This is a genomic window from Nostoc sp. (genome assembly GCF_036917135.1).
Classification (GTDB): domain Bacteria; phylum Cyanobacteriota; class Cyanobacteriia; order Cyanobacteriales; family Nostocaceae; genus Nostoc.
In genome coordinates this window covers 1-20,284 of record NZ_JBALEA010000088.1, presented here as the reverse complement: position 1 = coordinate 20,284, position 20,284 = coordinate 1, and the positions used below count along the sequence as shown (strand labels likewise).

The following is a 20,284-nucleotide window of genomic DNA, read 5'->3' as shown; positions in this document are numbered from 1 at the left end:
GCCCACCCCACAAAATGGATAATTTATTTCTTGTCAGTCCCTTACCTGACTGTTCACTAATTTTGGTCAAGATAATTTTGTCAAAAATCCCAACAATTTTTTAGTATTTGATGTCAGGAGTGTACGACGATAAGTATCAGCTGCTTTTTTAATAGCTTCGGCTTGAGTGGGATAAGGATGAATCACATTGCTTAACTTACTCAAACCGATCTTATTCACCATTGCCGTAGTTATTTCTGATATCATCTCACCCGCATGACTGGCGATGATGGTTGCACCGATGATTTCATCAGACCCTTTTTTATGGTGGATTTTGAGAAATCCTGACTCTTCACCATCTGCGATCGCTCGGTCTACACTACTAAAAGGGATCTTAATTGTGGTCACCTCAATACCCAATTTCTGCGCCTCGTGTTCATACATCCCTACGTGGGCAATTTCTGGGTCAGTATAAGTTACCCAAGGCATCACCAGATTACTGAGTTTCGAGCGTCCCAAGCCAAAGGGAGAAAACAGGGTATTTTTAATTACAATCCGCGCCGCCGCATCAGCAGCATGGGTAAACTTCCAGTTCATGCAGATATCGCCAGCTGCATAAATTTTGGGATTGGTCGTTTGGAGGTAATCATTTACCTTCACACCTTGGTTTTTGTCGTATTCTACCCCTACTGATTCTAAATTTAAACCTTCCACATTTGGCGATCGCCCCGCACCCACTAAAATTTCATCCACTGTCACCGAATCTCGATGACCATTGGCTGAAAAATAAAGTCGTTTCCCCTCAGTAACTGTTACCACTTCTTCCAATTTGGAATTTAGTACCACGCGAATTCCTTCGCTAATCAAAACCTTTTGGAGAATTTCAGCCGCCTCAGCGTCTTCTTTATTCAGAAGATGAGAACCGCTATGAAAAAGTACCACCTCACAACCCAAACGCCGGAAAGCTTGCGCCAATTCGCAACCAATGGGACCGCCACCAATCACCGCCAAATGTTCCGGTCGTTGAATCAGGGAAAAAACCGTCTCATTGGTTAGATAACCCGCCTGTTCAATTCCTGGAATCGACAATTGTGCAGCTCTTGCGCCAGTGGCAATTACAGCTTTTTTAAACTTGAGGGTTTTGTCGCCAACTTCCACAGTATTTTTACTTGCAAATCGACCGCTACCCAAAAAGACATCGACACCCAACGATGAGAACCGCTCCACCGAGTCATTATGGCTGATATCAGCCCTTATCCGCCGCATCCTGGCCATAACTTTCGGAAAATCAACATCAATATTATGTTGGGGGATATTAACTCCCAAGTCTTGAGCATCCCAGATTTCGCCAACGACGCGGGCAGAGCGAATAATAGTTTTAGATGGTACGCAACCAACATTTAAGCAATCTCCACCCATGAGATGCTTTTCAATCAACGCCACTTTTAAACCCAAATCCAGACCCGCCGCACCCGCCGCAACTACTAATCCTGCCGTACCAGCACCAATTACTACCAAATCGTAAACATCGGCGGGTTGAGGATTAACCCAATTTGGCGGATGGACATAAGACACCAATTTTTGGTTATACTCATCCATTGGGCGAACTGTGACTCTTTCTAAGTCTGAATTGTTCATTGGCAAAACCTCTTTTAAAATTAATAATCCCGATAAATTTAGGCGGTTCAGTCTTTTATTTTTTATACTTGTTTAATAAGGAATACAACCTTTGAATTGTTTTGTCTGTTTGGGAATTGACAGATCAGATTGGAACTGGGAGCATCCTGTTTTCGGGGATTGCCCTGCGCTAAGGCGCACGCTACGCGAACAGACTAGAAGTATCGGGCAATACAAACTAAACCCGCATGCGCGGGTTTCAGAATGACTATCGTCTTCGTAAAGGGAAGTGAAAGCAGCTATCGGATGAAAAATCAGTGCCGAATTAAAACTACTATAGCGGTTCCCATTCAGATGCAGTACAACGTTACATCACGAGGTGTAGGGGCACGGCAATGCCGTGCCCCTACGGGTGTACCTCACGTAAACGATAACTGCTATATCAAAAATCCCACTATTCGCTTTTTATTTGTTTTCTTCATCACCTTGACTGATATAAAAAATAGGTAGTAGGGTGCAATTTATCGTCACCAGCCTACCCACTGTTTGATTAAATCTACTTAACAGAAACAGCATCAACATCAATAGTGCTTGCAGTGGAGGTAGACCCCTCATTAGTATTAGGTACTTCGGTATCCACATCACCCTTACGAGCTTTCCAGCCTTCAATCACTAACCCAGACACCTCACTAACTAGCAAGGTCAAAAGAAAAACATCATCAATCTGTCCCACAACGGGTATAAAATCTGGGGCAATATCAATTGGGCTAACCAAATAAACTAGCGTTCCTAAAATTACCCACCAACGGTACTTGGGATTACGAAGCAAATTGCGATACCAGGTGTAAAGTGATTGGATTGAAAATTTCATATTTTGAACCTCTAGTTATCTTTAATTTTGACAAATTATGCTAAAAATTCCCGGTGTGAATAACCGCCCTAGTTAGTCTGGAAGACGCTACTGGTCATATATCAACAAAGATAAATAGATGCGATCGCTATTTGTGGAGTAGGCGAACCGCGTCTGCAATTTTTCGACGTATTTTTGGCTTGTCCCTGTTGGCGTTAAAACACTTTTTTACTTATTCCGTAAGGGTTTCAGGCTTTGATGGTTACTCATCTCGGTTTGCGTTAAAACACTTTTATGCCCAAAACGGGAGATAGCGAGCATAGCGGGTAGAGGTTGATTCTGATTCGTCTGCCTTGATCAAGCCAGCTTCTATAATTAGAGAAACGGTTGCTGTTCTTGACTCACTTAGACGAAACCGCTCCCGTAAGGTTTGGTTAGACATCGGTTGATTGCTAACATACAGCAGACAGCAATGTTGGTAGCAAGCTCGAATTCGGTCTGATTTGCTCATATCGGCAAAATCTTGATGCACTAGCGCATTAGCAATAAGTTCTCGTAAAGCCTGTTTCGGGAACATCTTCATTTCTTCCCGCACAACTTCCTCGACAAAGCGATTTTGCGGTGCTGCTGAGTGGACAAAATCCACTAACCCCTCAAAGCCAACCGCATATCCTCGATTACCTGTTTTATCATCGCGGGTTTGTAGCTGGTGGAAAAACAATTTATACTTTGTGAAGTTTCAAATGCTTGCTTTTGGTGGCGGTGAAATATATTTACTTTGTTAAATATTAACTAATTACTTGTTTATATAAAGACTCAGGGGCTGTCTTTGTTATACATGACAGAGCAACTGATGAAAATTCCTCTTCATATTTAACCATTTTTTTAAGTTTTCTAACTGCCGATGCTCTTCGGACTAGTTTTAACGCCTGATGGTTGTCTTCCTCAGAAGGCTTTTTATATTCAATAATTTCCAAAAGACATTCATTCCATTTAGCAGAGCGGTTACTTACTAAACGTCCCAGTTTGTTTAATCCAAGAATATCAATTGTTTTGTCTACTCTCCACTCATCTGCGTCATCAATACCTTCTGCTGGTATAGCTTCTCCTACTTCATTAAAAGATATCAATGACGCTTCGTCCTCTACGCACGGATCTAATAATATAGGTGCTTCAATTTCCAGTCCTTTTGTATCGAATGGCTGTGCATAACTTCCATAGTTGAGAGGAAACAGATCTCTTTTTTTAACATTCAGAAGTTCTCCAGAGATACGATAGTTATTCCATTCAAAAGCCAACCACCAATAACCTTCACGAAAAGATCCATCAATATTTGTGACTCGTCCTTTTGGGCGAAAATGATCTACATGATAGGAAGATACACTTTCTTTAGCCTCACTATACCAACACTTCCCCTTAAACTGATCAATTAGCCAATCACGAAAAGTATTACTTCTCCAGTGCTTTTCATTCTTCTCAATTATTTGTTTCCTTTCCTCCTCTGAACTAGCATTTTTAAGTTGCTCTGTTAATTGTTCAGCTTCTTCCAACCATGTATCAGGTGGCTTTCCAGTAACTATAACGTATCTCATGAATCCTCTTAAACTATTCGCTGATCTGAATTTTCAACTCTCTTGCTAAATCAGATAATTCATCCATTTTTTCTTTATGGATGAGTTCTTGAACGATTTTCTCAGCTAATTCTGCTTGCTGCTCTATTTGCTCCTTACTTAGAACTTTATCGATTGGTTGCTTTTTATGCTCATACATCTTTTCGATAAATAATTGATACATAGGATCTTGAAATTCTCGCCCAAACCCTAATTCTTCCAAACGAGCCTGAAGTTCAGCCAGTTTTGCAGCTTCTTGAGGGCTAAGACCACTTTTACTGCGCTTTGCGATTAAAAAGTTACGATCATCCAGATCGTCTAAGGTCTTTGGATCAATAGTTGAGCGTAGACCAAACATTTCACTCCGAAGCAAGTTGCTAAACCCCATACCCCTTGGATGTTGATGGGGGTGTTCTGCTGTTGTACCGTTAGATGATTTTCCAAGAACCAATACTTGCTCTTTAAGAAGAGAGCCTAACATTAAGGGGTCATGTGTAGTAATAAACAACTGATTTTTCTCTAGGTAATCTTCTTTGCTACCCAGTACATCATCAATCATTAATGAGAAATAGTTATATTTCCATATTGGGTTGAGATGCGTGTCAGGTTCATCAAGAAGAAAGAGAGATTCATCATCACGAGTAAATTGAAGAAGACCCAGAACCGTCATAAGTTGTTGCTCACCCTCGGAGAGTTCCTTATATCCCAAAGGATTTCCAGTACCCTCTCGATGAACCTGGATGCGAACTTCGTCGAGATAACCTGCCATATAAATACCTTCAAGTTGGCGAAAAAAAATATTTACATCACCTATCTCCTCTGCTGCATTAATAAGTCGCTTTTTATCCAAGTAGAGATATAAGGTATCCTGTTGTTCAGTATGCCCACGAAAGTCAATCGGTTTATCTAATTCCTCTGAAATTGGTGCCAGAGCATACTTCCATAAAGTTGCAAGGAAGTCTGCGATAACTCCAGATGCATTCCAAAAACGCTCATCACCAGGACTTTCTACCTCTGTCAACTCTCTATCTAAATCATCAATATCTTCACTTGGCAATTCATGAGGTTCTCGAAGAACAAATAATGCTGATTCAATCCCGCCTACTTGCAAATATTCCTTGAGCAAATCCAGTTCTTTTTTTACAGTATCAACCTTGCCTTTTACTTTTTTTCGCTCAAGTTCAATTAGGTAAGCGAGCAAAATTAAAGAACTATGCTCATTTCGACAATAAAATAATCGGCGCAACAAAACATCTTCTGACCTATATTCAAATTCTCCTTCTTCATTCTCAACATACTGACCCCGAAGTTTGAGATATTGCCGCTTTTGATGTTCAAAAAATAGTTTTTCTAAACGCTCATTGCGACCTGAATAATAGGCAAATATTTGTGCAGGAAGATATTCGAGAGCTTGATGAGCAAATTCATTTGCCTCTATTTCTTGTTCTTCTCCAGTTTCTTTATCTTTGACTTGTATCATGACTTTATCAGAAGATGCTCGTGCTATCACATGATGACCGCGACAAGTATATTCCAACTCATAATCAAAAGGGGGAGACTCAGCCAAATCCAAATGGCGAAAAATTGCAACCAACGCTTCCATCAGGTTGGATTTACCGGTAGCATTTTGACCGATCACCACCTGTGCTGTATAGTCTTCAGGCTCCATATTGAGATTTTTGAGGTTTTTAAAGCATGGAATTTTCAGCCGCTTTATACGCATTATTCGTCAGTCTCCACCAGTTTAAGTTCGGCGACATCTGGTTCTTGAATAAATCCATCTTCTATTTCTTGCTTAAGTAAAGCATAAAATTCATCAATATTCTTTAATGCAGAAGCTTTCCAAAGTTCTTTAGCCTCCATTCTCCCATCATTTATTCCAAGAATTTTGGCTAATTTTGTATTAGAAATATCTTTGCCCATAGATAAATTGATTTCTATTGAAACAGTAAGATTTTTTGTCGCTCTATTAGGCTCTTTTTTTAAACCCGTAATTTTGCCAACAGACTCATCGTACAGAACACTTTCTAATAATGCAATTAATAGCTGTTCTCTTATGAAATTGAATTCTTTTAAAGCTTCATTTAAATACTCACATAATGTCAAGAGCTTCTCAACTTTTATTACAATTAATCTCTGTTCATTCAATGGCGGAAGAGGAACAGGCATATTTAGTATCAGTTGCCTAGAAACGTTTCGCATAGAACTACTCGTTCCTGTTGCATGGTTTTCGTAATAATTTCGACCAAGTTTTGAGTTATTGAATAAGTTATAAAATCTTTTATCTACGAAAGAGCTAAAGTTTAATCGGATAATTTTGTCGCTCATCATAAGTTTCGGCGGCGTATTTATCACCACCACGCTTTTAGCAACAAGCTCAGGTGTATTTGCCCTTGATATTAAGAAATCATCATCTCTAACTTCAATGCTTGGTCTAGGCTTTTCATCCTTAGGTAAAGCTTTGTTTTCATGTGGTAAAAATTTATCCCATGTTACAGCACTAACCTTTAAAATTCCCCATTCTGAGTCTTTATTTCTTGGTATTTCATCACATTGAGGACTCCATCCTGATTCGGAACTCAGTACTAGCTGCCCAAACCTCACTATTTGCCAATAAGAAGGGTAGGTAAACCTTATTTCCCCTTCAGAGATGGCTTTTATTGATATTCTTTTATCTGCATTTTTAGCTCTAAGTTTTTCTACATATTCACGCTCCAATTTAATCAAAAGATCCTGAGCAGATTCCTCTGCATCAACTTGGGTTCCTAACTTTCCTTCTATGCCAAGCTGTACAATTGCTTGTTTCAATGATGAGATTGCTTCACTCGTAACGAATAAATTTGAAAAATGACTATGTAATATCTGCCAATTTTCAAGGAGTTTATCATTCGTTAAAGCCCTGATAATTCTATCAAGCAACTCTTTTATGGACTTCTGCCGAATCTCTTCTAGTTGACTTCGTTGCTCTTCAAGATGATCGCAAAGTGCCATTAATTCTTCAAGTTTAGCAACAATACGTTTCTGCTCCGCAATGGGCGGCACACCCATTTCTAAACTCAAAATATCTTCTCTACTAATTCCTGGTATAGCTATACCAATACTTTTTCCTCTAAAATAGCTGCTTCTATCGAAGAGAACCCAATAGATATATTTCGGATACAATTGCAGTGGTCTAATTGCCATAACTTGTCGGCCAAGAGCAATAGGTTCTTCTTTAACGAGATTGAGTTTACCTATTGTGCCTTTGACGGATATGAGGATATCTCCTTTATCAGCAACACTTTTTGCTTCCTCTGTCCATCTAGTTATGATTGGATAAAGAACTCCAAAATCAGAGGCACCAGTGACGTAAGGTATGCCTCTACCTTCTCTGTTTTGCTCCTGAGGTTTTAAGTGCTGACCAGAAATTAGTTGAATTACATCGCCTAGACTAACAATTTTCCAGTGTAATGGAAGTTCAATCTCAAATTTATCTACTCTTTTATATGTATTTTCTACTAGCGATGCAGCTTTTTCATCTTCTTTAAAAGAATCAACTATTTTTCCTTTTATTGACAGCCTAACTATCAGTTTACGTAACTCTGTAAAATCGGTTGAACCAGTAACGATATTTAAAAATTTACTCAAAAATAATTGCACATTCATTAGTTACTCAACCTCTCGAATAAGAGCCTGTGCAAGTTTATCTTTTAACTGTTCTTGGGCTTTATAAATTCTTGCCTGGATCTGCTCGAATTCCAAAATTAGCTCGGTTACATCTAATACTTTTTCTTGTGTATGTGGATTATTACGATCAAGATTATAAATCGCATATTTTATACGATCGCCTGAATCTTGTTCATCCTTTGCTTGACGCTCAAGTTTAGCAGCTTCTTGTTTGAAAACTTTGATTAACTCTTGCTTCACTTCGATTTCTTTTTTTAAAACCTGTTTTTCTTCTTCCTTAGACTTTAAACTTATTACCTCCCTTCGCAGCGTTCTAATTGCAGCATTTAACTCCTTAATCTCTTCACTTTTTTCCCGCTTTTGCTTTTCATATTCTCTGGCTTTGTTGTAGTACGGTTCTGCTTCCGCTAGTGCCTCCGTCTTTTCTTTCCTAAAATCAATCTTCCAGGCGTGTTGGCTCTCATTCCGCTTTTCATAAGTCAAAGTATCGTAAAGATCACCCCACCATTCTTGTTCTGCTTGAAACTCTCTAAATTGCATAGGGCGCGTTTTAGAGTAGTTTTTGTAGCCTTCTGGGTAGGGATGTTCGTAAAACCAAATGGTTTGTGTAGAGTCTTTTTCTTTATCAGTTTTCTCAAAAAATAAGATATTAGTTTTGATGCCAGTGTAGGGATTAAATACACCATTGGGTAAACGGACAATCGTATGGAGATTACATTTCTCCATTAAATCTTCCTTGATTCGGCTTTTTATACCCTCACCAAATAGAAATCCATCAGGCAAAACAATGGCGCATCGTCCGCCATTCTTAAGCATTTTACTATATATAAAATAAATAAATAAATCTGTTGTTTCACGAGTTCTAAACTCATTAGGAAAGGAGTTCTCAATTCCCTCTTCTTCCATTCCACCAAAAGGTGGGTTTGTTATAACAATATCAACTTTATTGTTTTCAGTCCAGTCTGTGTAAAGATCAAGTGTATTTTTACGTTCGATGCGAAATGGCTCCTTTATACCGTGCAGAATCATGTTAGTCACTGCCAGCAGATGGGGAAGAGGCTTTTTTTCAATACCACGGGGCGCATCTTGGATATTTTGTAGAGTTTCAGCACTTTCTTCTCTCTTACTTTTGTTGAGATAGTCTACTGCTTGTGCTAAAAAACCTCCAGTACCACACGCCGGATCTAGTATGGTTTCACCTATTCTAGGTGCAACTCTATCTACAACAAATTCAGTCACAGCACGCGGTGTGTAGAATTCGCCTGCATTGCCTGCTGATTGTAAATCTTTAAGCAATTTTTCGTAGACATCTCCAAGATGTTTTTGGTCTTCAAAACTCTTTAACGGAATATCTTCTTCAATTTTTATGATAACCTGACGTAGTAAAGAGCCAGATTTAATGTAGTTATATGCATCCTCAAATACACTCTGTATTACCTCACGGAGTTTACTGTTACCTCGATAATTATTAATATCCTTTAATCCAGGAAATAAATCATTGTTTATAAATTCGATAAGTTGATCGCCAGTTTTCTGGTCTTCTTTTTCTACAGCAGCCCAGTTGCGCCATCGAAATTCTTCTTTAATAGGAGAAGTATAATCTTGTACTTCTTCAATTTGCTTTTCTTGCTCATCTAAAATCTTGAGAAATAACATCCAAACGAGCTGGCTCATGCGCTGTGCATCTCCATCTACGCCAACATCTTTACGCATGATGTCCTGGATGGTTTTAATGGTACTTGTAAGTGACATAAATAAACTCTAACTTCTAAATTATCTCGCTTGCTAGAACAGTATCAAAAACATTAGCTACTATACTAATATTTATAACTTGTGTAGTGAGTGGTGATAGCTTACTTGTAGCCAAATGGCACTAAGAAAAGCGCAAACCCTTAAAATGATTGGCTTTTGAGTGTCAGGGTGTAGGGGGAGCATGGTCAAGAACTAAGTTTTAAATCAATATACAACGGAGTCAGTAGGTGTTTGCTTTTCTTCTACACCCATCACTAGCAAAAGTTTCACCTTTTCTTCGTGCCATTCGTTTATAGCCTGTTTACTAATTGACCTGTACATTTTACCGATAATGTGACTGGACATTAGATGTTAACAGAGAACTGGCGTCTATTTTTGCACTTTTTTTACGAATTCCAAATAGTCAGGATTTGTGAGTAATTATGATGCCAAGAGCAAATAGGCTAATAGACAACAATCCTTAGCGCTCTTTTATTACACTCGCCAGAGTAAAACTTGAAACCTTTGTTAAGACAGGGTTTTGCTTATTGAGATTCGTTTTGCGGTTTTTATGGGTATGCGATCGTTAATTTCCTCACGACATACGACCTTCATCATTGAGCCTTGATTATTCTCTCACCAGAGAGATAAAAGAGCGCTAGACAACTGAATATAGAAATTTTTATTTAAATTGCAAGCTTTTTGGGAGGGTTGAAAGGCGCACTTCGTTCGGGATTATCCTGAATATTTGCAGATATATTGAAATTATGGTGATATTATAACTGAGCCTCCTACTCCACTCAAAGAAGGTCAGCTACATTTAAGTTCATACGAGAGCAGTTGACAAATAATTAGTTATTCGACAGTACAAATCGGGATGACTGGATTCGAACCAGCGGCCCCTTCGTCCCGAACGAAGTGCGCTACCAAGCTGCGCCACATCCCGCCAGAAAAATGGCATTCTAAATATAACAATATCACAATCTGTGCCAAATATCAGAATTACATCTATATATGATCACTTCATCAAAGGCTTTGCTTGCTACGATTAAATTTGTATAACTCTAGTGGTAAAAGCGGATTGTGACTGTAAAACCAGACTGGTTGCGGGTGAAAGCACCTGGGCGTGAGCGCATCGGTAATGTTAAAGAAATTTTGCGGGATTTAGCCCTCAATACAGTTTGCGAGGAAGCGTCCTGTCCGAATATTGGTGAATGCTTCAACGCTGGGACTGCCACGTTTTTAATTATGGGACCGGCTTGTACACGCGCTTGTCCCTACTGTGATATTGATTTTGAGAAAAAACCGAAACCACTAGACCCCACCGAACCTGAACGATTAGCCCAAGCTGTTCGCCGCCTGAAACTCAATCATGTAGTGATCACGTCTGTAAATCGAGATGATTTGCTTGATGGTGGTGCATCTCAGTTTGTGGCGTGTATTAATGCGGTTCGCTCTGTTTCACCAAACACCACAATTGAGGTGCTAATCCCTGACTTATGCGGTAATTGGGATGCTCTAGAGATAATTCTACAAGCTGCGCCAGAGGTATTAAACCACAATACCGAAACTGTCCCACGCCTCTATCGCCGGGTGCGTCCCCAAGGAAATTACGATCGCACATTAGAATTATTGCAGCGCACTCGCCAAGTTTCTCCTAGCACATACACTAAATCCGGCATCATGGTTGGACTCGGTGAAACTGACACCGAAATTCGCCAAGTCATGCAAGATTTACGAACTGTGGATTGCGACATTTTGACCATTGGGCAATATCTCCAACCCAGTCAAAAACATTTGCAGGTAAACGAATTCGTCAACCCAGAACAATTTGCAGATTGGAAGGCATTCGGCGAAGAAATCGGATTTTTACAAGTTGTTTCTTCACCATTGACAAGAAGCTCATATCATGCTGAACAAGTTAGGGAATTAATGGAACGTTATCCCCGATTTAAAAGTTAAAAGTTAGGAGTTAGGAGTTATGAGTTATCAGTTATGAGTGAGCAGATGTACTCCAACTCAAAATTATCGGTTGCAATTCTGGGTGCAGGTGCTTGGGGTGCATCTCTGGCAAATATCGCCGCCGCCAATGGTCATCAGGTGCGTGTGTGGTCGCGTCAAGGTTCCCAAACTCTCCAAGTAGTTTTAAAAGATGTCCAAATAGTCCTGTCGGCTATCTCAATGATTGGTGTGAGAGATGTTGCTTGCCAAGTCCAATCTTTCCCCATTTCTCCAGAGACAATTTTTGTGACGGCGACGAAAGGCTTAGACCCCCAAACCACCTGTACCCCGTCACAAATTTGGCAAACAATATTCCCTAACCATCCAGTGGTTGTTTTGTCTGGGCCTAATTTATCAAAAGAAATTCAAATGGGATTACCAGCAGCCACAGTGGTAGCCAGTAACATCCCCACGGCTGCGGAAGTAGTACAGTTAGTCTTTTCTTCTCATCGTTTCCGGGTATATACCAATCCCGATCCCTTGGGGGTGGAATTGGGGGGAACATTGAAAAATGTGATTGCGATCGCAGCTGGTGTGTGCGATGGTTTACAACTGGGAACCAATGCCAAAGCTGCTTTAGTCACCCGTGGACTGACAGAAATGGTTCGCATCGGCAATAACTGGGGTGCAAAGACCGAAACATTTTATGGTTTATCGGGTCTAGGAGATTTGTTAGCAACGTGCAATAGTCCCTTAAGTCGCAATTACCAAGTCGGCTATCAGCTAGCTGGTGGTAAGTCACTTACAGAAACTCTTGCAAATTTACAAGGAACTGCTGAAGGAGTGAACACTTGCCGGGTTTTGATGCAACGAGCCAAGCAACAAAACATCGCAGTCCCAATTACCGAGCAAGTTTATCGGTTACTTCAAGGCGAAATCACACCCCGACAAGCACTTGATGAACTGATGCTGCGAGATATCAAGCCAGAATACAACTACTAGTTAGTAGTCTGTCAAGTCAACTATGCTGGCTAAATAAGTTTGTAGTAAGGACTAAAGTCCTTATGTTAAGCACTTCAGTGCTTACTACATACCACGCTTTCCTTAGCTTGATGGACTACTAGTGCTTCATCGCATTAATTCTGATGGCTGCGAGATACCCGACTTCTTCAATAAGTCGGGGATCTAACCCCCTCACTGATCAAAATCAATGGGACAGACTACTAGTTAGTAGTCCATTAAGTTTAAGTTGGCAGGTTAAGGCTGATATGCAAGAGGACACGGAGAGAGTCTTTGATAATTTATCCACCTATTCTATCTCCGTGTCAATAGAATTTTTGCCATGAACACTAATCACTTCCCCGATATTCATTAGTTCTACTTATACCTGAATAATCCTGAGAAAAAATTAGTAAATCGTCAGGATATGACTTTTGTAGCCATGTAAATGTGACTATGCCAATTATAAAGATGACATTCACTGAAGGATGTTTATACTGTGTTACAAAAGGTACTATCAAAAACCGTCAAGGTTGAAATGTTAACTAAGTAGTTGAAATATTGAAAGCCTAGCTGTGGATTTGAATAGCTATTGGTTTAATCAAAAATTTAGCAGCCGATTAAGTTCAGTAATCCTGTATCCAATCAAACCCTCACAGTTAATTTCTAAAAAAACTGTGATGGAACCTTCAACCATGTTAGTTCGCCGTAAATTGCGGGAACAATAGCAACAGTTGAATAGCTGACCGTAATCTAAGCTGACCGTAATCTATTGTTACCTGGAGCCATTGAGACGATCTTATGCCAGCAACATCTTTTTATGCAGATGCCCCCCACAATACCAGAAAGTCCCGCCAGGCTTTGGACTCGGATCTCACAGTTGATGACAGTGAGTTATCTGTAGATGACTTACAGGAGCTAGAAATGGCTTCTGTTGAAAATGCTAACTTTGCTGCGAATACTAACCGTCGGAGTACAGACCTAGTACGTCTATATCTTCAAGAAATTGGTCGAGTTCGCTTGTTAGGGCGCGATGAAGAGGTTTCAGAAGCTCAAAAAGTCCAGCGCTACTTGCGGATGCGGATAGTACTTGCTAACGCCGCAAAGCAAGGGGATGAAGTAATTACGCCCTATCTTCGGTTAGTTGAAGTTCAAGAACGTCTTACTTCCGAATTGGGACATCGCCCGTCTTTGGAAAGATGGGCTGCTACTGCTGATATAGTTTTATCCGATCTTAGGCCAACTTTGGCAGATGGTAAACGTCGCTGGGCTGAAATCGCCAAGTTGACTGTAGAAGAGTTGGAGCAAGTTCAGATCCAAGGACTGCAAGCAAAGGAACACATGATTAAGGCGAATCTTCGCTTAGTTGTGTCTGTTGCCAAGAAGTATCAAAATCGCGGTTTGGAATTGTTGGATTTAGTCCAAGAAGGTACACTCGGTTTGGAGCGGGCTGTAGAAAAATTTGACCCAACTAAGGGTTATCGCTTCAGTACTTATGCTTACTGGTGGATTCGTCAGGGAATTACCCGAGCGATCGCTACTTCTAGTCGCACAATCCGCCTACCGGTTCATATTACCGAAAAATTAAACAAAATCAAAAAGGCTCAACGCAAAATTGCTCAAGAAAAAGGTCGCACTCCAACTTTAGAAGATTTAGCAACTGAGTTAGAGATGACACCGACCCAAGTCCGAGAAGTTTTGCTGCGGGTTCCTCGCTCGGTTTCTTTGGAAACCAAAGTAGGCAAGGATAAAGACACTGAGTTAGGCGAATTACTCGAAACTGACTGTGTAACCCCAGAAGAGATGTTAATGCGAGAATCTTTACAAAGAGATTTGCATCATCTTCTATCAGATTTGACTAGCCGGGAACGGGATGTAATTTTGATGCGGTTTGGTTTGGCTGATGGTCATCCTTACTCTTTAGCTGAAATTGGCCGCGCTCTTGACTTATCGCGCGAACGAGTGCGACAAATTGAATCCAAGGCTTTGCAAAAGCTCCGTCAACCCAAGCGCCGCAACCTCATCCGCGACTATTTGGAATCTCTAAGTTAGTCATTTGTCATTAGTCATTTGTCATTAGAAAACTACACTTGACAAATGACTAGGGACAAAAGGCTGATTTGATCCCAGGTAAAAAGTCTCTTCAAGGCTTATAGCAAATAATTTGCATTTAATCCTACAAGAGTTTCCCCTAGATATCTTGAATATGGCGAGCAACTAAGAAATTCAAAATTAACTCATTCAAAATTTAAAGTCAAGGGATGCAATCTTTACAAGTATCCTAACTATTAGCTGTATGCAAATTAAATGCACTACAGCTTATTACTTGAATTTTGATCAAGATTTGATGAATTGTTCTTAAATATTTAATATAAATTCTCAATAGGCAATGATTGTTGCAAATTGCTCCCAAGATTTGTTATATTCTCAACTAACAAGCTTTGTTGAGAACTATTAGTATGACTGTCTACACAACTACTTCACTCAAGGCAGAACTGAACGAAAGAGGCTGGCGTTTAACTCCCCAGCGCGAAACAATTTTACACATTTTTCAAGAACTTCCGCAAGGTGAACATTTGAGTGCGGAGGATCTTTATCATCGGTTAGAAATTGATGGTAAAGGGATCAGCCTATCAACTATTTATCGGAGTTTGAAGTTGATGGCAAGGATGGGAATTTTACGGGAACTAGAACTGGGCGAGGGACATAAACATTATGAAATCAACCAACCCTATCCACATCATCACCATCACTTAATTTGTGTTAGATGCAACTCAACTATTGAGTTTAAAAATGACTCTATCTTAAAAATTGGGTCGAAAACCGCTCAAAAAGAAGGCTTTCACCTGCTTGACTGTCAAATGACTATCCATGCAGTGTGTCCCAAGTGCCAACGGGCGCTGATGCCGCTTTAGCACTTGGGTGGATAAAAAGACAAAACTACTCAAATTAACCAAAGAAATGGAATTTTGAGCAGTTCGTAATTTGCTGTTACTAGAGGCTAGCAATGAGTTGAGGACTGATACTAACAACACCAAAGCGGATGTTAAAAGCGTCCGCCCTTAAGATCCTTGAGACTGATCCCGTAGAATTCCTGGGCTTGTTTAATCGCTTTTTTGGTGTCATCTGCCATCACACCATTCAGCTTGCCTTTATAAAAACCCCGCTCCCTTAGTCGGGTTTGGATTTCTAGGGTATTAAATTCGCTTTTGCTAGCAGTATTAACTGAGCTATATAATTTAGCTCGCGTAGTTGGGCCAGCAACACCACTTGCTGTTAAGAAGTTAGCTGCCTGAAATCTTTTGACAGCATCGGCAGTATAGGGGCCATAGTAGCCATTTGGCTCTCCCTCTAAATATCCTGCTTGGATCAACTGTTCTTGAACGATTCTAACTGGCTCACCGCGATCGCCTACACGGAGTTTATCTCGATTGACTACCTTTTTGGGAGCCTCTTCTCCATCACCGATGCCAATTCCTGGCAATTTATGCAATGTTGCAGGGCCAGCAACTCCGTCAACGCTTAATTTGTAAGAATCTTGGAACCGCTTGACAGATTCTTCGGTAATTGGGCCAAATATTCCTGTGGCGTTTCCGTAATAAAAGCCTGCGATTCTTAACCGTTCTTGTAAAACCCTCACATCTTCACCTTCATCCCCCTTTGTCAGGTAGTTGGGATTTTGGCGCTTACTGGTGGCTGAACTAGCTGAACTAGTAGTGCTGGGCTTTTTGGCTTGTGTAGTCGTAGTACTGGGATTTTTAGCTTGTGTAGTCGTAGTACTGGGATTTTTAGCTTGTGTAGTCGTAGTACTGGGATTTTTAGCTTGTGTAGTCGTAGTACTGGGATTTTTAGCTTGTGTAGTCGTAGTACTGGGATTTTTGCCTTGCCAGCCTTCTAATTTTTGCAGGGTGCTTGCTCCAACAATGCCGTCCACTGGTAAACCAGCGGCCTTTTGGAAGCGCCGCACAGCTTGTTGTGTGGATGCGTCATATACTTGGGTAACAGAAGCTTGGTAAAAACCTGCTGTTTTCAAGTTTTGTTGTAAATTTCTCACAGAAGGGCCTTGATCGCCTTTTTCCAGTGCCATAACGCTGCTGACAGCGCTAAGAATGGACAGAGACAGAGCAAGGGGCATCATATACTTCCAAGCCCTACCAGATAGCCGTTTCCAGTCTGGTGCAGCTGCTTTGTTAAACAAAGAACTGAGGGAGACCAATTCACTGGGTGTGCTGTCTTCGTAGGCGAAAGCTAGGTGCAAATACGCAAGATTCTCCATATTTGTTTCCTACACCATTGATTTTTCTTCGATAACTGCTTCGGCTTGATGTACTAGGTTCCTCAAAGCTTCTAATGTTCCTATGCTTACATCTTCCCACAAATTGCGCTTATGTGCTTCTAATAATCTTTCAGCAATATCACGCAGAGCATAAGGGTTCTTTTCCTGAATGAATTCGGAGACAACTGGATCGAGCAAGTAAGCTTCTACTATGCCTTGATACATATAATCTTCGACACATTTAGCTGTTGCATCGTAGGCGAATAAAAAATCTACTGTCGCCGCCATTTCAAATGCCCCTTTATAACCGTGGCGCATGACTCCTGCAATCCACTTGGGATTAACTACGCGAGAACGATACACCCGGGCAATTTCTTCTTTTAGTTGACGAACGCGTGGTTGGGCAGGTATGGAATTATCACCAAAATAAGTTTGGGGATTTTTCCCCTGTAGAGAACGCACCGCAGCTGTTAAGCCACCCTGAAATTGGTAATAATCATCAGAATCGAGTAGGTCATGTTCACGGTTATCTTGATTGTGGAGGACAATTTGCATTTGGGACAAGCGTTGTTTGAAGGCTTCGGTATTGGGGACTGGGGATTGGGGATTGGGGATTGGGGATTGGGGACTGGGGATTGGGGATTGGGGATTGGGGATTGGGGATTGGGAAGAAATTTTTCCATTTTCCCCCTCTGCGCCATTTCCTGAGGAGTAGGCGTAAGAACTCCAGTTGATGTAGGCGCGGGCTAAATCTTCGTCGTCTGTCCAGTTTTGGGATTCAATTAAACCTTGGAGTCCGGCGCCGTAAGCACCTGGGCGAGAACCAAAGATGCGATAGCGCGATCGCACCACGGCTTCTTGTAAAGTTAAACCTTGGCTTGTCCATAAATCAGTTTCTTGGCGAACTGCATTTGCAAGGGGATTTTGTTCTGGCGGTTCATCTAAGTCTGCTACTGCTGACACTGCTTGATCGAATAAGTCAATTAAGTTGCCAAAAGCATCCCGGAAGAATCCTGAAATTCGTAAGGTGACATCGACACGGGGACGCCCCAAAATCGCTAGGGGCAAAATTTCAAAATCTACTACTCGCCGCGCTGCACCATCCCATACTGGTTGGACTCCGAGTAAAGCTAAGGCTTCGGCGATATCATCACCGCCTGTTCTCATGGTGGCTGTTCCCCACAATGATAAACCTAGTGTTTTAGGATATTCACCATGCTCTTGAGTGTAATATTCAACGAGGGTTTCAGCCGCTTTTCTACCGATATCCCAAGCTGTCTCTGTGGGAATGGCGCGAATATCGACAGAATAAAAGTTTCTCCCTGTTGGTAGAACTTCGGGGCGGCCACGGGTGGGTGCGCCAGATGGAGCGCTGGGGACATATCCGCCATCGAGTCCGTGTAATAAATGGGTGATTTCTTGATCGGTTTGTTGTAAAGCTGGAAGGAGGCGATCGCGTATCCAGTTAAGGACAATGGGGAGTGGGGAGTTAGGAGTTAGGAGTGAGGAGTTAGGAGTTAGGAGTTGTTCTATTAAGAGGGCGGCGTGTTCTTCTAGGACTTCGACGATATCACCGAGGGTACGGCATTCTGTGCCATTGACTATTGAGTATTCACCACTAGGCATTGACAAATCGGCTGTGAGAGGATCGAAATCTAGTCCCCAATCTTGAGCGATCGCACGGGTAATACCTGAAGAATGGCGATTGGGGATGCGAGCGATCGCTACTATTAAATCTCGTAGCTGCCTTCCTTGGGGACATTGCCCAAAAATGTGCAAGCCGTCGCGGATTTGAGCTTCTTTCAATTCACAAAGGTAGCCACCGATAGAATTTAAAATTAAAGATTCAGAATTAAAAATTTCTGTTTCATTTTGGATTCCTAAATCTAGATGGAGATTTTCTTTGATCACCAGTTCGTGGATGCGATCGCGAATCACTGGTAAACGGGAAGGATCTAAACTGTCCGCTTCATAATACTCATCAATTAAATTTTCTAACTGTTGCAAAGAACCGTAGAGTTCCGCGCGAGTCATGGGCGGCGTTAAATGATCTATAATCACCGCTTGAGCGCGACGTTTGGCTTGGGAACCTTCACCAGGATCATTCACAATAAATGGGTACAGGTGGGGAAGTGCGCCAAAAGCTACTTCTGGATAACAATTACTGGATAAAGCCAGACTTTTACCCGGTAGCCATTCTAGATTGCCGTGTTTCCCTACATGAACTACAGCATCAGCACCAAAAGATTCTCTCACCCAATAGTAGAAGGCTAAATAAGCATGGGTTGGTTCTAAATCCGGTGCATGATAATTCAAACTGGGGTCATGATCATAACCCCTTGCTGGCTGAATTCCCACGAAAATGTTGCCGAGTTGAATTCCGGGAACGGGGATTGGGGATTGGGTATTCCTGTTGTCTCCCCCATTTTTCTTTTCCCCAGTCCCTAGTCCCCAGTCCCCAGTCCCCAGTCCCCACCGTTCACTAATACCTTGCTGAACTGCTGGCGGTAATGAAGCGAAATATTTTTGATACTCTTCCCAAGAGACACTTTGATGTACCGGAAGCCATTCTCTACCTTCTGGATCATTGGTTACGCCGGCTGTTAGCCGTTGAATCAACTCATCTCCTTGAGCAGGGGGGTTTTCTACTTTATACCCAGCCAGATGTAAAGCTTGGAGGATTTCTACACAACTAGCTGGGGTATCGAGTCCTACACCATTGGCGAGGCGGCCATTGCGGTTGGGGTAGTTTGCCAAAATTAGGGCAATTCGCCGTTCTTGGGGTGGTTTGTCACGTAGACGCGCCCAATTTGCTGCTAGTTTAGCAACAAACTCGATGCGATCGCTAACTGGTTCATAAATTACCACATCTGTTTCTAAATGGGGATTACGAGTTTGCAATGCTTTAAAAGACACAGCACGAGTAATAATCCGCCCATCTACTTCTGGTAGCGCCACATTCATCCCAATATCGCGGGGAGAAAGCCCTTGAAACTGTGACTCCCACTGCTCAATTGATCCACCACTGAGGATTACCTGCAACACAGGCACATCTAATTTTTGCCACAGTTCGGTTTGGGGTGTTTCGCTTTCCAAGCGTGCTAGAGAAAAACTAGTGGTATTCAGCAGCACAGCTATTGATTCACCTTCTTTGGGTTGAAAAAATTCACTTAACTCAACTTGCACATCGGGTTCACGCAATGAGGAAACAAACACTGGCACTGGTTGTAAATTTTTCTGTACCAAAGCTTCGCATAAAGCATCAATTACCTTGGTGTTTCCCGCTAAATAATGAGCGCGGTAGAAAAGGATGCCGATTTTGGGGATTGGGGACTGGGGATTGGGGATTGGGGACTGGGGACTTGTACTGAGCGACTTGTGCCGAGCGAAGCCGAGGTAAGCCGAAGTATTGGTGACTGGGGATTGGGGACTGGGGATTGGGGATTGGGAGATTTGAGGTTCCGAAGTGGATGAACCGAGTTCTGAAGTCGTTGAACCGAGTTCTGAAGTCGTTGAACCGAGTTCCGAAGTCGATGAACCGAGTTCCGAAGTCGATGAACCGAGTTCCGAAGTCGATGAACCGAGTTCCGAAGTCGATGAACCGAGTTCCGAAGT

Annotated in this window: 15 protein-coding genes and 1 tRNA gene; 5 read left to right on the top strand and 11 right to left on the bottom strand. The window is 41.6% G+C overall.

Features of this window, described 5'->3' with window-relative positions; genetic code table 11:
- Positions 1-66 precede the first annotated feature (66 nt).
- Positions 67-1,617, bottom strand: coding sequence for a mercuric reductase (locus tag V7K50_RS27495; RefSeq protein ID WP_334965704.1), 1,551 nt, complete (start codon positions 1,615-1,617; stop codon positions 67-69).
- A 243-nt stretch (positions 1,618-1,860) separates the two neighbouring features.
- Between V7K50_RS27495 and V7K50_RS27490 the strand changes: the two genes are divergently transcribed.
- Positions 1,861-2,106, top strand: coding sequence for a hypothetical protein (locus V7K50_RS27490; protein ID WP_334965702.1), 246 nt, complete (start codon positions 1,861-1,863; stop codon positions 2,104-2,106).
- A 46-nt stretch (positions 2,107-2,152) separates the two neighbouring features.
- Here V7K50_RS27490 and V7K50_RS27485 read toward each other — a convergent pair whose 3' ends face one another.
- From V7K50_RS27485 to V7K50_RS27450, 8 genes are all read right to left on the bottom strand, one after another.
- Positions 2,153-2,467 (bottom strand): YkvA family protein, encoded by a 315-nt coding sequence (locus tag V7K50_RS27485; RefSeq protein WP_334965700.1) that lies wholly within the window; start codon positions 2,465-2,467, stop codon positions 2,153-2,155.
- Positions 2,468-2,738: 271 nt separating this feature from the next.
- Positions 2,739-3,167: a hypothetical protein gene (locus V7K50_RS27480; RefSeq protein WP_334965698.1), complete on the bottom strand. Its 429-nt coding sequence runs from the start codon at positions 3,165-3,167 to the stop codon at positions 2,739-2,741.
- Positions 3,168-3,234: 67 nt separating this feature from the next.
- Positions 3,235-3,996 carry a hypothetical protein gene (locus V7K50_RS27475; RefSeq protein ID WP_334965696.1) on the bottom strand — a complete coding sequence of 254 codons (762 nt, stop codon included), beginning with the start codon at positions 3,994-3,996 and terminating at the stop codon, positions 3,235-3,237.
- 55 nt (positions 3,997-4,051) lie between these two features.
- A complete protein-coding gene (locus V7K50_RS27470) occupies positions 4,052-5,779 on the bottom strand; it encodes an AAA family ATPase (protein WP_334965694.1) in 1,728 nt (575 codons plus the stop codon).
- Positions 5,779-7,701, bottom strand: a complete 1,923-nt coding sequence (locus V7K50_RS27465; protein ID WP_334965692.1) for a restriction endonuclease subunit S — start codon at positions 7,699-7,701, stop codon at positions 5,779-5,781. The genes V7K50_RS27470 and V7K50_RS27465 overlap by 1 nt, the downstream gene beginning before the upstream one ends.
- 3 nt (positions 7,702-7,704) lie before the next feature.
- Entirely contained in the window at positions 7,705-9,474 is a 1,770-nt protein-coding gene (locus tag V7K50_RS27460; protein WP_334965691.1) for an N-6 DNA methylase, read from the bottom strand.
- Positions 9,475-9,678: 204 nt separating this feature from the next.
- Positions 9,679-9,819 (bottom strand): hypothetical protein, encoded by a 141-nt coding sequence (locus V7K50_RS27455; RefSeq protein ID WP_334965689.1) that lies wholly within the window; start codon positions 9,817-9,819, stop codon positions 9,679-9,681.
- A 506-nt stretch (positions 9,820-10,325) separates the two neighbouring features.
- Positions 10,326-10,399, bottom strand: a tRNA-Pro gene (locus V7K50_RS27450).
- Positions 10,400-10,536: 137 nt separating this feature from the next.
- Here V7K50_RS27450 and lipA point away from each other — a divergent pair.
- The 4 genes from lipA to V7K50_RS27430 all read left to right on the top strand — a co-directional run bounded on the left by lipA (position 10,537) and on the right by V7K50_RS27430 (position 15,308).
- Positions 10,537-11,415 (top strand): lipoyl synthase, encoded by an 879-nt coding sequence (lipA, locus tag V7K50_RS27445; RefSeq protein ID WP_334965687.1) that lies wholly within the window; start codon positions 10,537-10,539, stop codon positions 11,413-11,415.
- A gap of 45 nt (positions 11,416-11,460) precedes the next feature.
- Positions 11,461-12,396 carry an NAD(P)H-dependent glycerol-3-phosphate dehydrogenase gene (locus tag V7K50_RS27440; RefSeq protein WP_334965685.1) on the top strand — a complete coding sequence of 312 codons (936 nt, stop codon included), beginning with the start codon at positions 11,461-11,463 and terminating at the stop codon, positions 12,394-12,396.
- Positions 12,397-13,194: 798 nt separating this feature from the next.
- Positions 13,195-14,445 (top strand): RNA polymerase sigma factor SigC, encoded by a 1,251-nt coding sequence (sigC, locus tag V7K50_RS27435; RefSeq protein ID WP_334965683.1) that lies wholly within the window; start codon positions 13,195-13,197, stop codon positions 14,443-14,445.
- Between the two features lie 407 nt (positions 14,446-14,852).
- On the top strand, positions 14,853-15,308 hold the full coding sequence (locus tag V7K50_RS27430; RefSeq protein WP_334802855.1) for a Fur family transcriptional regulator: 456 nt from the start codon (positions 14,853-14,855) through the stop codon (positions 15,306-15,308).
- Between the two features lie 131 nt (positions 15,309-15,439).
- Here V7K50_RS27430 and V7K50_RS27425 read toward each other — a convergent pair whose 3' ends face one another.
- Positions 15,440-16,669, bottom strand: a complete 1,230-nt coding sequence (locus V7K50_RS27425) for a peptidoglycan-binding domain-containing protein (RefSeq protein ID WP_334965681.1) — start codon at positions 16,667-16,669, stop codon at positions 15,440-15,442.
- Between the two features lie 9 nt (positions 16,670-16,678).
- Positions 16,679-20,284, bottom strand: a 3,606-nt coding sequence (cobN, locus tag V7K50_RS27420; protein ID WP_334965679.1) for a cobaltochelatase subunit CobN, incomplete at its 5' end; no start/stop codon positions are given.

Bases quoted from the DNA above. Each gene is read 5' to 3' on its own strand.
- V7K50_RS27465 (WP_334965692.1), bottom strand. From the start codon at position 7,701: ATGAATGTGCAATTATTTTTGAGTAAATTTTTAAATATCGTTACTGGT.
- V7K50_RS27430 (WP_334802855.1), top strand. From the start codon at position 14,853: ATGACTGTCTACACAACTACTTCACTCAAGGCAGAACTGAACGAAAGA.
- sigC (WP_334965683.1), top strand. From the start codon at position 13,195: ATGCCAGCAACATCTTTTTATGCAGATGCCCCCCACAATACCAGAAAG.
- V7K50_RS27460 (WP_334965691.1), bottom strand. From the start codon at position 9,474: ATGTCACTTACAAGTACCATTAAAACCATCCAGGACATCATGCGTAAA.
- V7K50_RS27455 (WP_334965689.1), bottom strand. From the start codon at position 9,819: ATGTCCAGTCACATTATCGGTAAAATGTACAGGTCAATTAGTAAACAG.
- V7K50_RS27495 (WP_334965704.1), bottom strand. From the start codon at position 1,617: ATGAACAATTCAGACTTAGAAAGAGTCACAGTTCGCCCAATGGATGAG.
- V7K50_RS27470 (WP_334965694.1), bottom strand. From the start codon at position 5,779: ATGCGTATAAAGCGGCTGAAAATTCCATGCTTTAAAAACCTCAAAAAT.
- V7K50_RS27440 (WP_334965685.1), top strand. From the start codon at position 11,461: ATGTACTCCAACTCAAAATTATCGGTTGCAATTCTGGGTGCAGGTGCT.
- V7K50_RS27485 (WP_334965700.1), bottom strand. From the start codon at position 2,467: ATGAAATTTTCAATCCAATCACTTTACACCTGGTATCGCAATTTGCTT.
- V7K50_RS27490 (WP_334965702.1), top strand. From the start codon at position 1,861: ATGACTATCGTCTTCGTAAAGGGAAGTGAAAGCAGCTATCGGATGAAA.
- V7K50_RS27425 (WP_334965681.1), bottom strand. From the start codon at position 16,669: ATGGAGAATCTTGCGTATTTGCACCTAGCTTTCGCCTACGAAGACAGC.